General features: G+C 55.5%; 13 protein-coding genes and 2 pseudogenes. 8 read left to right on the top strand and 7 right to left on the bottom strand.

Annotated elements, in window-relative coordinates; all coding sequences use genetic code 11:
* The 6 genes and pseudogenes from NL64_RS28490 to NL64_RS28470 form a co-directional block, all read left to right on the top strand.
* On the top strand, window positions 1–1,102 hold a 1,102-nt coding region (locus NL64_RS28490; RefSeq protein WP_216594593.1), incomplete at its 5' end, for a hypothetical protein.
* Window positions 1,089–1,811, top strand: coding sequence for a ribose-5-phosphate isomerase RpiA (gene rpiA, locus NL64_RS28485; protein WP_034151395.1), 723 nt, complete (start codon window positions 1,089–1,091; stop codon window positions 1,809–1,811). The genes NL64_RS28490 and rpiA, both read left to right, overlap by 14 nt.
* Window positions 1,795–2,958, top strand: coding sequence for a hypothetical protein (locus NL64_RS28480; protein WP_052321331.1), 1,164 nt, complete (start codon window positions 1,795–1,797; stop codon window positions 2,956–2,958). The genes rpiA and NL64_RS28480 overlap by 17 nt, the downstream gene beginning before the upstream one ends.
* 114 nt (window positions 2,959–3,072) lie before the next feature.
* Window positions 3,073–3,279: pseudogene (locus NL64_RS30850) on the top strand (helix-turn-helix domain-containing protein); the annotation flags it as partial.
* Window positions 3,272–3,538 (top strand): hypothetical protein, encoded by a 267-nt coding sequence (locus NL64_RS30845; protein ID WP_052321330.1) that lies wholly within the window; start codon window positions 3,272–3,274, stop codon window positions 3,536–3,538. The pseudogene NL64_RS30850 and the gene NL64_RS30845, both read left to right, overlap by 8 nt.
* 20 nt (window positions 3,539–3,558) lie before the next feature.
* Entirely contained in the window at window positions 3,559–4,308 is a 750-nt protein-coding gene (locus NL64_RS28470; RefSeq protein ID WP_034151394.1) for an SDR family NAD(P)-dependent oxidoreductase, read from the top strand.
* Window positions 4,309–4,363: 55 nt separating this feature from the next.
* Here NL64_RS28470 and NL64_RS30290 read toward each other — a convergent pair whose 3' ends face one another.
* Window positions 4,364–4,747 (bottom strand): hypothetical protein, encoded by a 384-nt coding sequence (locus NL64_RS30290; protein WP_155292800.1) that lies wholly within the window; start codon window positions 4,745–4,747, stop codon window positions 4,364–4,366.
* A 315-nt stretch (window positions 4,748–5,062) separates the two neighbouring features.
* On the opposite strand from NL64_RS30290, the gene NL64_RS29945 reads away from it, so the two are divergent.
* Window positions 5,063–5,623 carry a lecithin retinol acyltransferase family protein gene (locus tag NL64_RS29945; RefSeq protein WP_080758169.1) on the top strand — a complete coding sequence of 187 codons (561 nt, stop codon included), beginning with the start codon at window positions 5,063–5,065 and terminating at the stop codon, window positions 5,621–5,623.
* Between the two features lie 184 nt (window positions 5,624–5,807).
* Here the strand turns inward: NL64_RS29945 and NL64_RS28460 are convergent.
* Window positions 5,808–7,239 (bottom strand): annotated as a pseudogene (locus tag NL64_RS28460) (IS1182 family transposase).
* Between the two features lie 483 nt (window positions 7,240–7,722).
* On the opposite strand from NL64_RS28460, the gene NL64_RS28455 reads away from it, so the two are divergent.
* Complete coding sequence (locus tag NL64_RS28455; RefSeq protein WP_155292799.1) at window positions 7,723–7,965, top strand: hypothetical protein; 243 nt, start codon at window positions 7,723–7,725, stop codon at window positions 7,963–7,965.
* 136 nt (window positions 7,966–8,101) lie between these two features.
* Here the strand turns inward: NL64_RS28455 and hmpA are convergent, their stop codons facing one another.
* From hmpA to NL64_RS28435, 5 genes are all read right to left on the bottom strand, one after another.
* Entirely contained in the window at window positions 8,102–9,283 is a 1,182-nt protein-coding gene (gene hmpA, locus NL64_RS28450; RefSeq protein WP_034151392.1) for an NO-inducible flavohemoprotein, read from the bottom strand.
* An 852-nt stretch (window positions 9,284–10,135) separates the two neighbouring features.
* A complete protein-coding gene (locus NL64_RS28445) occupies window positions 10,136–10,516 on the bottom strand; it encodes a flavodoxin domain-containing protein (protein ID WP_034151391.1) in 381 nt (126 codons plus the stop codon).
* Window positions 10,513–10,680, bottom strand: a complete 168-nt coding sequence (locus NL64_RS30840) for a hypothetical protein (RefSeq protein ID WP_253277133.1) — start codon at window positions 10,678–10,680, stop codon at window positions 10,513–10,515. The genes NL64_RS28445 and NL64_RS30840 overlap by 4 nt, the downstream gene beginning before the upstream one ends.
* 6 nt (window positions 10,681–10,686) lie before the next feature.
* On the bottom strand, window positions 10,687–10,836 hold the full coding sequence (locus tag NL64_RS28440) for a hypothetical protein (protein ID WP_253277132.1): 150 nt from the start codon (window positions 10,834–10,836) through the stop codon (window positions 10,687–10,689).
* 63 nt (window positions 10,837–10,899) lie between these two features.
* Window positions 10,900–11,247, bottom strand: a complete 348-nt coding sequence (locus NL64_RS28435) for a hypothetical protein (RefSeq protein WP_034151390.1) — start codon at window positions 11,245–11,247, stop codon at window positions 10,900–10,902.
* Window positions 11,248–11,654 lie beyond the last annotated feature (407 nt).

Raw genomic sequence — 11,654 nt, 5'->3', positions numbered from 1 at the left:
GTTTTCAATCAGCGCCAACACTGCGATGACCCCTGGACTGCGTGGGTACTACGAAGGCACCGATGGCAGCGTGTTTCGCCAACTTCAGCGTAACGCTGACCCGGCCCAAGACGGAACGAAGCTAGCGGCCAATCACCCAAGCGTATTCGCGATCGACGATGCACCCGACAGCGTATCGATCGATGAGTTCGACAGGAGGATGGAAGCAGTGATTCCTGCCGAGGTTTTGGCGCGTATTCACTCGGTGATGCGCGCCGCCGAGTTACTCGCCGAGAGAGGGTTGGCCGACACTCCGCCGATCGATCGCGGTGAATGGCGCCGGGGAATGATCCTATCATGGTCGCATGCTCGCGACCTTGCAGTAATCCTTGATGCACTTGGACAACCCCGTCCTACTGCGAACCGTCATGACATTGACGAACTTGTACTGGCTCGGCACCTCAAGGAACGGCTATCCAGCGCTGATCAATGGTACATAGACTATGTCACCTCGCTTGACGACGGTGCTTGGATCAATGTGGGATTTTTCAATCCCCATTTATCGGCCTCAATGTATAAATGGGGAGACGCCAAGCAAGGTAAGCAGAACGCGATGGACGCACATCGTCTGTCTCCGCATCACCAGGGCAATTCTGAAAGCCCCATCGACTGGATTGAACGCGCCGCGAACTTCGTGATTCATCACATACCAAGGGAGCATCGCGGCATCCGGCATGAAGCGCGGGGTGAGTATACGCAGCTGGAAGAACGCCTTGCCGTCGATCCCGCCATCAAAAACTCCGAAATCGGCAAGGCCATTGCTCGCGATGTTGCTGCATTGTGCGAACTGCTTGAACGAGAGGGAAAGATTGTGCCGTGGCGATCGCTTAAGGTCCCGGATAATGAGGTTACGCCGTCGATGATTGAACATGCCTTTCTAGTGACGTCGACTGCGGAGTCTTTGCCGGAGGATGCTGACGAAAGGGCTGAGTACCTCATCCGACTTGAGCAGGCACGTGCAATCATGGACCGTGTGCCTAACGAAATCTTGAAGGCTGAGGCTAACGGCAGCAACACGCTGGCGACCGCCTATAGAGGGATGCTAGCCAATGCCAGATCTTGAAGCTCAAAAGCAGCGCGCTGCGTTGCAGGCTGTAAAGGAGGTTCGGGACGGCATGGTCGTAGGCTTGGGTTCTGGCAGCACTGCGGCCTACGCGGTCCGGGAGATCGGCCGACGAGTAACCGAAGAGGGCCTGAAGCTAACCGCGGCGGCCACATCGTCTGCGACCGGAGTACTTGCCGTATCTCTTGGTATTCCACTTCGACCGATGGGCGAGCTGGGCAAACTGGATCTTGCCATTGATGGCGCCGACGAAATCGATGCTGAGTTTCGCGCCATAAAAGGTGGTGGCGGGGCCCTTTTCCGAGAGAGGATCGCCGCTACCGCAGCGAGCCAGATGATTGTCATTGTGGACAGCAGCAAGTTGGTTGAAAGGCTGGGGCGGTTTGCTTTACCGGTCGAGGTGCATCCATTTGCGCTGGGTTTGGTCGAGCAACGACTTGCTCGCTATGGCGTTCCGGCAAAATTGCGCCTCCGAGCCGACGGTACTGTGTTCTGGACCGACCAGCAAGCGCATATCTTCGACATCTCGTTCGGCGAGATCAGCGATCCGGCCGATCTTGCGACGGAGCTGCAAGCCGTGCCCGGAATCCTGGCGCATGGCCTTTTCCTGGAGCTGATAGACAAGGTCATTATTGGGCTCGACGACAAGGTGAAAGTCTTAGAGCGTCCGAAATATCCAGAAGGAGTTGATGATGCTAAAGCCGATTGATCTTATTCCTCATCCGCCGTTCAATCCGATCCATGACGGGCTTTACCACGCAGATGAATTGCTGTCGGGCTTCTCCCCTGATGATCCTCTCAGCGTGATCCAGACTATCGACTATCGCAGCTACCTCTACTTCCAGCAGAAGGGCCGCACGACCATTACCGATCCCTTCGCCGGAATGATGCAGGCCCTTCACGACGCATCTATCGTGCAGGGGATGAACAGGTTCCTTCACGACCACCTTGAAAACGGGCGCAGGCCTGTCGCGATCATGGGGGGGCATCGCGAGGACCGGGGAAGCAAGACTTACCGGGCCGTGGCAAAGATCGCTCAGATGCTGTCAGAGTATGGCTTTGTCGTCGCCAGCGGTGGCGGCCCCGGATGTATGGAGGCTGCGCATCTCGGCAGCCTTTTCGCTGGGCAGGGAGCAAAGGCTCTGACTGTTTCGATCGACCGACTTGCAAACGAGGCGCCATCTCTGCCCAAGAACATGGGGAACGTGCTGACACAGAACAAGGAAACGCGTGGCTGGTTTATCAACGAGGAATACGCCAAGGAGTTGGCCGCTTGGATGATGCCGGCATGGCGGATTGCTCAGGAACGCAAGGCCCACCTTAGACCGGAGAACCAGAGCTTGGCCGTTCCCACTTGGCATTACGGCCATGAACCTCTTACCCCGCTCGCGACGCACATTGCCAAGTACTTCCTGAACAGCATTCGTGAGGACGTGCTGCTTGCGTTGGCGAGCAGCGGGATCATCTATTCCGAGGGGCGAGCCGGAACCTTGCAGGAGGTCTTCCAGGACGCGTCTCAGATCTATTACCGCGAAACGGGTGACCCCGTCACCTCAATGGTTTTTTTCGACTCTGTGTTCTGGACCGCGCCCGAACAGCCAGATGGGAAAGTACACCTATCGGTCTGCGATCTGTTATTCCAGCTCTTCGTCGGCGGAGGAAAGGTGACGAAGGACGATTTTGCCCGTTACATTCGCAAGGTGGATACGCCCGAGGAAGCCGTCAAGATCATTATCGACAATGCACCGCCGGTTGAACGGGTGATTAGCAATCTTGTCGGGATCGGTATGACGAGTGTGGACATTGCGCAGGTGAAAAGTGCATTGGTCAAATTTCAGTCTCTAGCCTCGCTATGACAAACAAGGCACTCTTCGCCCACCTGCAGGTTGTGACGGTCCACATCAAGATGTTGTGTTGGGTCGCTGGTTGGGCTAAGTCGCCATCCAGTCGTGCTAGGAAGTCCGTGTCGCGCGGAGACAGAACAATCGCCTGCCAAAGTCATTGAAATTCTCCGCGTAGAATCAGCGCGATTGATGATGGCGGGCGGTCACCATTCTATCGATGAAATGGCTAGGATACTGGGCTCTGCGACCGCGAGCATTTGCGCCGTGCCTTCCAGAGCCTTCGGCCAACCGCCACGGGCCATCAAGAGTACGAACCGCAGTTTGGATGACTAAGCTCTTTAGATCTTTCAGAAGCTTCAGTACCCGGCAAATACAGGGGCTGCTGAGCTATCTGCAAGACAGCGAACCCGGCAGTGAGCACTTTCGTCAGTGCTTGCAACAGCACACGGAAAAGCTGCACGCGCTGGACAGCCTGCTCACGCAGTTGACGGACCGTCGGCAGCGCCTGTTCGACCAGCGTTACACCCATTCGCAGCCCTCCACGAACGCCGATGAGCGAGCGCACGACGCGCTGGTTCAACGCACCTCTTAGGGTCTTGAGTGAAGTTTGTGATGGGTAAGTTGAATGACAAGGTAGCGGTGATCACCGGTGGTAGCAGCGGCATAGGCCTGGCGATCGCCCAGCGCTTTGTGCAAGAGGGCGCCAGGGTAGTGATCACCGGACGTCGCCAGGAGGCACTGAATGGTGCGCTGGCAGTTCTCGGGGCGCAGGCCAGCGCATTCCAGGGCGACGTCAGTCGGCGTGATGACGTTGACCGTCTGTATGCCTACGTCGGGCACCTGCACGGGCGCATTGATGTGCTGGTAGCCAATGCCGGCGTGATCCATCCCGCCCCATTCGAAGCGGTGACGGACGAGCAATACGATAGTCAGTTCGATATCAACGTGCGCGGCGTGTTTCAGACCACGCAAAAGGCCCTGCCGCTGTTGAGTGATGGTGGCGCCATCGTGCTGGTCTCCTCCATCGCCCATTTCAAGGCACTGGAAGGCCACTGTGTGTACGCCGCCGCCAAGGCCGCCGTACGCTCGTTCGCGCGCAGCTGGGCGCATGACCTCAAGCACCGCGGCATTCGCGTCAACTGCCTGAGCCCCGGTCCGGTGAAAACCCCGATCATTGGAAAAATGGGTATCGCCGAGGAGCACCTGGACGCGTTCGAAGCAGGCCTGGGTGAGCTGATTCCGCTTGGCCGCATGGGCCGGCCGGAGGAGTTGGCGGCCGCCGCGCTGTTCCTGGCCAGCAGCGAGGGCAGCTTCGTTACCGGCATTGATCTGTGTGTGGATGGCGGGCTGGGGCAAATCTGATTGCTGCTGAAACCAGAAGAGCCCGATAACCAGTGGGCTCTTCTGGCGATGCCAGTCAAACGTGGGAACACAGATAAGCCGCGTTGACCAAACTGCCTTTGGTTTGCCAGGCGTCGGCTTGGTAAACACTGAACTGCAGGGTTCCCCCGATCTCCCGTACGCCTACCACGCCACGCGCCTGTTTGGGATCGCGGCTGCCGATCAGCAACTGCCCCTCGGTTTCAGTGAACTGGGTGTAGGTGGTGCCCATATCGACACGTTTGTCGACACAGTCCAGATACGCAAAACGATCCAGTTCTTGTGGTCCATTTACCTGTTGCCAACTATGCCGCGCATCGGGGCTTTGTGCGCATCCGGTTAGCGCGGTGACGGCCAGCAATAGAATTGCTCCGACTCCAAGGGTGACGTGGATTACTTCCTCGATAGTGACTGTTTTCATAGCGTCGTTCCTCGTTGACGATAATGGGTTGATACAGGGTCGAGTGTCCCTGAGCGCATCGTCGATTCGAAGTAAGACGATCACCAACCGATTGGCTTGATAGTTCCTGTTGGTAAAAGTGCTGATTGCTTCAGTCGGAACTAAAGGTGTCCGTAAAAGACGCCCTTAGTGGGTCATGGTTGTACCTGGGTATCGGCATTAATACTTAGGTGTAGGGTGCCAGCGCTTATGGGTGTTGGATGTAAACATGGGTACAAATGAAGCGCCGCCGGCCTGGCAGTAAGTTAACTGCCAGGGAATACGGAGGGCGTCATCATGAGAGGACTAACCGTCAAGGCTCCGGCCAGTATCACCACGCTGTGGGTGACAGCGCGTCTTGTTCTGGCGTTACTGACACAGGGCGTCCCTGCCAGTAACACTCGACAGTCCATTGCTGCATCAACGTTCTTGTCCGATTTTGTTCGGCTTGGGCAGGAAGTAGAGCATTTGCCAATTGGTGCGCACTTAGTCAGCCCGCGCCGTTTTTATATGCATCACGGAATATACCTGGGTCGCGGTGAAGTAGCCCATTATTCCGGTTTCAGTTCGTCACTGAAGGCGGGGCCAGTTGAGATAACTGATCTTACAGATTTTGCGAGTAATAAGCCGGTATGGCTAATGCGAGAGCGTGGGAGATTTTCCAACGAAGAAATCGTCAAGCGCGCACGTTCAAGGGTGGGAGAGAATCGATACAAATTGCTATCCAATAATTGCGAGCATTTTTGCAGTTGGTGCATTAGTGGGAAAAGTTACAGCGCGCAAATAAACGCATATGTTCATTGCCCGCGTTTTATGTTGTGTTTGATTTCGGCCTTGGAATCGCGCTTTATCGCATAGTTTTCCGTCATGACAGGCAGCTTTTGGCCCAGAGTGTGTAAAAACGCTAGATCCCGTTTCGATTTTCAAGGCTGAGTGGCTGTCCGGCTTCGTAGCCTGATCAAGGCACGATGTCCCTTCCTGATGAGCTAAACCGCCCCGGCAACGCGCCAGATCATCGGGAGACGTAAAAACAGGCCGGTTTTTAGGCCGTTAGCGCCTTCATCAAGTGATGGGTACCTATGATTTTCATGACCCGTTTCATGTTGTAGGCGAGCACATTTAAACTCATCTCCGTGCTCACCCCGGCCTGCTTTCGCGTCAGGAAGTGCGTTGCACCCATCCATTGTTTGAGCGTCCCGAAGGGATGCTCAACCGTCCGTTTTCGGACTCGCATCATCTCTGGTGCTTTGCTCAGCCGAAGCTGCATCTCCTCCAGTACGGCTTCATGCTCCCAGCGTCGAATTCGTCGTTCCGTGCTCGGTGTGCACTGCAATTTCAACGCGCAGCCCCGGCATTTCGAACTCCAGTAACGATGCAACGTCAGGCCTTTTTCAACGTAGGAATAGTGCCAGATCAGCGCCTCGCCAGCCGGGCAAATGTATTCGTTTTTTGCCGCGTCATAGACGAAGGCATCGTTATTGAATCGCCCGTCAGCCTTGGCTCCAGAGGTCATCGGCTTGGGCACATAGGCGGTGATGCCGGCATCGTGACAAGCCAGGATTTGTTCACTTTTGAAGTAACCTCGGTCCGCCACCACCGACAACGTATCTGACGCCATCGCCTCGCGGGCCTGCTTGGCCATCGAGCTGAGTTGATCGCGGTCGGAACCGACGTTAGTCACCTCGTGAGCAACGATCAAATGGTGCTGAATATCGACCGCTGTCTGCACGTTGTAGCCGACGATTCCCGTGCCGCGCGTCATCATGGAACGGGCGTCTGGATCGGTCAGTGAGACCTGTTTATCCGGCGATTCATTGAGCTGGATTTCGATCGTTTGAAGCTCTTTCATTTGAGTTTTGAGCTTGGCGATTTTCTCTTCCAGCCGCACGACGCTAGGCTCGGAAACTATTGGTTCTTGCCGATCGGCAGCATCGAGTGCAGTCAGGTAACGGTTGATGCTCGATTCAATTTCTTCCATTCGCCGCTTCAGTTTGGCGCTGGTGAAATTGCGGTCGCGGTTGTTGACGGCTTTGAATTTACTGCCATCGATGGCGACCAGATTTTCGCCGAATAGTCCCAACTGCTGACACAACACAACGAACTGGCGACAGACGCCTCGGATGGCCTTGCTGTTGTCTTTTCGGAAGTTGGCGATGGTCTTGAAATCTGGCATCAAACGCCCGGTCAGCCACATCAGTTCGACGTTGCGCTGAGCTTCTCGCTCCAAACGTCGGCTCCGAGTGGATGCGGTTGAGATAACCGTAGATGTAGATCTTCAGCAAGATCGCGGGGTGGTAAGCAGGCCGGCCAGTATCGGCTGGAATGGCACCTTCAACACCCAGCTTGACCAGGTCGAGTTCGTCGACGAAGACGTCGACTACGCGCACCGGATTGGTATCGCTGACGTAGTCGTCGAGGCTCTCGGGAAGTAAGGTGCCTTGGCCTCGATGTTCACCTTGGATAAAGCGCTTCATGGACGATCCCTGCGATGAAATCCTCAGAAATCATAGCAAGTGTTCGGGAAGGTGTTTTTACACACTCTGGGCCGTTCTCTGCCGGTCATGCCCACGAATCGTATTGGTGAAATCCGATGCAATCACTGGTCAGAACCAATGCAAATGACTGGTCAGGTCGAATGCAAGCGGGTGGTCAAGTGGAGCGCAATTTCGCAACGGGGTCGGCAAAGCGCAGTTGGCAATTTCGAATGGCCACACAAGGTATTCTGGGGCCGCATCTCTTTGCACCTCGATTGACGGAACTATGAGTAGCGCGCTTGCCGAGCGTCCATTACTGGTAGTGAACATTACCCAAATGCAGCACAACGACCTGGTTCAGGTTTGGAATGCGTCGCGAACGACGGATGCTCGCTCGGTGCTGAAAGAGCAACACCATGTTAACTTCAGTGTTCTGAAAAATTGGCGATTAACTGGTGCGAGCGCTGGCGCCTAGTGGGAGCGATGATGGTGTTGAAATGGATGGGGAAGTGGTGGTCGACGGCTGGAGCGGGCACCACTTCGGAGGGAGGTGTCAATCGCGCTGGCCGCTTTGATCTGTACGTCAACGGTGCTGCACCACTTCCGATCGGCCGGTTTACGTCGTTGAAACAGGCCGAAACCCGGGCCCAGGGCAGCTTCAAGGCCCAGCATTACCGAATCGTGGATGCTCACACCGGGAAGGCCGAAGCCTTCAACTACAGGTAAACCCAACTGCTTCCGGAGGCGTTCCTCCAGGGAATTGACCTTACAGGTCAGGTGACGCCTTCTTCAAAAGGTGGCATGCCAGCGAGCGCCTCTCGATAGATCGCTCGAGGCATGCCCAGTCTTTCAGGTTGAAACGCTACTCCAGCGCGGAGGCCGGGCCGAAGAACTCGTAGCGGCTTTGCTTCTCAGGCACACCCAGCGCCTTGAGGTGACGCTTGATCGCTGCCATGAAACCTTTCGGCCCCAGGAAGTAAACGTCCACATCACGCTCGGCAGGAAGCCACTCGTCCAGTAGCTCCAGGTTTAAATGGCCGACCTTGTGAGCAGCCGGGCTCACACCATCATCTTCGGCATAGCAGTAGAAGTGGTTGAGTTGTGGATGACGCTCGGCCAGTCCATCAATCCAGTCGCGGAACGCGTGCACCTTACCGTTACGCGCACAATGAATGAAGTGCACCGTACGCTCGGTTTCCAGAGCCGCTTCGAGCATCGCCAGGGTCGGAGTGATGCCGACGCCGCCGCTGATCAGTACTAGTGGTTTGTCGCTATGGGTTAGGGTGAATTCGCCCGATGGAGGGAACAACTGAATGCTCGAACCAACGTGCAAATAATCGTGCAGGTGGTTGGAGGCGCGACCGCCGGCTTCACGCTTGACGCTGATACGGTACTGGTCTTTGTTCGCGAGGCCCGACAGCGAGTAGTTACGGCGAATCTCTTCTCCATCGAGGATCAGTTTCATGCCGATATACTGGCCTGGCTCTGCCGCCAGAATTGGGCCTTTGTCCGCGGGTTCGAAGTAGAACGAGGTAATTTCAGAGCTTTCCTGCACCTTGGCCGCGACGATGAATTCTCGCGCCCCGCGCCAGCCGCCAAGGGCCTGTTCTTTCTGGTCGTAGATGCTGGTTTCGGCACCGATCAGGATGGCTGCCAGTTGACCGTAAGCCGCTCCCCACGCCGCGATAACTTCCGGTGTTGCGATTTCTTCGCCCAGCACCTCAGCGATGGCGCGCAGCAAGCAGGTCCCGACGATCGGGTAATGTTCTGGCAGAATTTGCAGGGCCACGTGCTTATTAATGATCTTGGCCACTAGGTCGCCTAACTGGTCAAGCTGGTCGATGTGACGCGCATACATCAGTACGCCATTGGCCAAGGCGCGCGGCTGGTCGCCGGAAGCCTGGTGCGCCTGGTTGAACAGCGGGCGCACTTCCGGGTACTCGGACAGCATCGTGCGGTAGAAGTGAGTAATCAGAACTTCACCGCCGCTATCCAGCAGCGGTACGGTGGATTTGACGATGGCACGGTCTTGAGCGCTAAGCATAAGAAACTCCTGAACGACTAGGGGGGCATACAACAGTTGCATTCATGTATCAGTTTCCGTGCCAGATAAATAATCTTTGTAAATCAAAGTATTAACCAGATACTAGTCAAAATGACCAAGTCGATTGTGTAGTCACTTGTACAATGTCGTAGTCAATATGACTGCTAGAGAGCAATTTCGAATGCAAGGTTAGTTCACGTATTAATACATTACGCATCTCTGCAGATCTCGGGCTTGCATCAAGTCCACGGCGGTTTAAGACGTTATTAGGTTATTTCGATCTCAATACATAGCGGAAATGAATAAGTAACCCATTACCCCAAACCGCGATTACATATTCGGCTTGGCTCGGCCACAGCTACCGCCGCTCACTTCGTTGTAGACCAGATTGAATATCTGCACGAAAACTCTCTCCGCTACGGTGGCGTCAAAGGTTTCGCCAGAGGGGCCAGGAACATTACCTAGACTTCCTCAGCTTAAGGCCCTGCCTAAGGTCAACTTAACAAAATGGAATTCGCTACCACAGCGACAATTTTCGTGCCGAGAAGTAGTTGGCGCGCTGTCACAATATTTTCACAGCCGCTGGCGTACGGTGGATTTAGCTCCTTTTGTGTTTCCTAGCCCGCTCTCCCCATCGCGGGTTTTTTTTCTGCAAATAAGCAGGAGGCATCCTGGAGTGTTGGCGCCGACGCCGAATTGAGCCAGTTGCCGAGATGTCACTGATCCGGCTGATTCTTCGCGAACCGTTGCCTGCGGTGAATTTTTTTTCCGACTTAGGGGCGGGGCGGTCTTGCTTCGACATGTGGGTCAATTCGGCGTCAGCCGTCTGCCAGGCTTAAGGCGCCGTAGCGTTCAGTCGGGTGCGTGAGATGACCCGCGCGGGCCACGCGGCGTTTTCGGCATAGGCGGTGACTTGCAGGTGCAAGGTGCTGCCTGCTCTGCATGCCGATCACCCTTGAGCACCGTCGCGAGAGTAACGCACCAGACGTCGAAGAATCCGTCGAAATCGGTGTCGGCGTCCACGGGGTTGATCCACGGGCTGGATTTTTTTTGTAGCAGTGCGGCATCCAGGCTTTTAGTGAAACCGCAGAAGGTCGGATAGGCCGTGTCGCCGAGCCCGAAGATCGCATAGGGCTGACCGCTGAGACACTCATGCTGGTTCAGTCGATCCAGGAAGCGGTCGGCATTGCCCGGCGGATCACCGTCGCCAAAGGAGTTGCAAACGATGATCAAAAGGTCACGGGGGGGGCAGTGTTTCGAGGTTGAGTTTGTTGATCCTGCGCGGCCAGTTTATACGTCTGCACGTAGGGCAGGTGCAGCAAACGCTGCGTCAGCCCGCGGGCATTGCCGGACTCAGAGCCATCACCGATCACGATGCGTTCGATGACCTCTGGCATGGCGGTTTACCTGTCGTAGCGTTCGTCGAATTGCTCCTTGGAAAACTCCAGTGCTTCGAAGTCACTCATAAGGTCGTTGATCGCCCGGCGGATGCTCATGTATTCGACGATGTTGCCCTGCTCATCGAACATCGGCTGCACGGTGGTATCGACCACGAAAGGATCAGACCGATCAGATCCTAAAAGAATTTAGTGGCTTGCATCGAATCAGCGGTTGCATCAGCTGTCCTGAGGCACCAGTCGAGAACCTTTGCGAATCACTGGCTGGCCTGGTTCGAAGCGGGCATTGGGCGAGCGCACGGTGCTGATTTCACCCTGGGCGTCTTTCACTTCGTAAGCGGTTTCCGTGAGGCCGGCTGATTCCTGGACCGAGCTACCGGCGAAGAATCCGGCACCGGCACCGATCAGCGCTCCAATCGGGCCACCCACAGCGCCGATCATCAATCCGGTCACGACACCGACGCCTTTGCCAGCGGTGGTATCAGGCACCTCGCGGACGACCTGATCGGCCATGCACACAGGTGGAAGCAATAGGCAGAGCGTAAAGATGAGGGGGGAGCGAGACATGGCGATTTCCTGCTTCGGGGTTATTTCTTTAACTAATCCAAGATGCGTGCCAAATTTTTATTTCTTATATATCAACTAGATATGAATCTATGTTGTCATATATACAACAACAGGCCATTGTCTATATGACTACTATAGAGTCATATCGACTACATTTGAAAACGGCGACTCTTGTTCTGTCATGCCGTGAAACCCTCGCCTCCCTGAATGTCATGGCCGTCGATCTAGCGCGAATTGGAAGGCCCGCCGGGTGGTTTGCCTGAGGCTGCAGTAGCTAAGGTTCTAATACCCAAAGGAGGTTTCTTCCGGTCGTTCCGTCACTCTCCATGAACTGCGCTTAACGCGCTCAAACGATCTAATCAATATCGAGGTATACGGCGCTCCAATGTAAGCGTCCGGCCAACACA

It is taken from the genome of Pseudomonas fluorescens (assembly GCF_000802965.1).
GTDB classification, from domain to species: domain Bacteria; phylum Pseudomonadota; class Gammaproteobacteria; order Pseudomonadales; family Pseudomonadaceae; genus Aquipseudomonas; species Aquipseudomonas fluorescens_A.
This window is presented reverse-complemented; position numbering and strand designations above follow the sequence as displayed.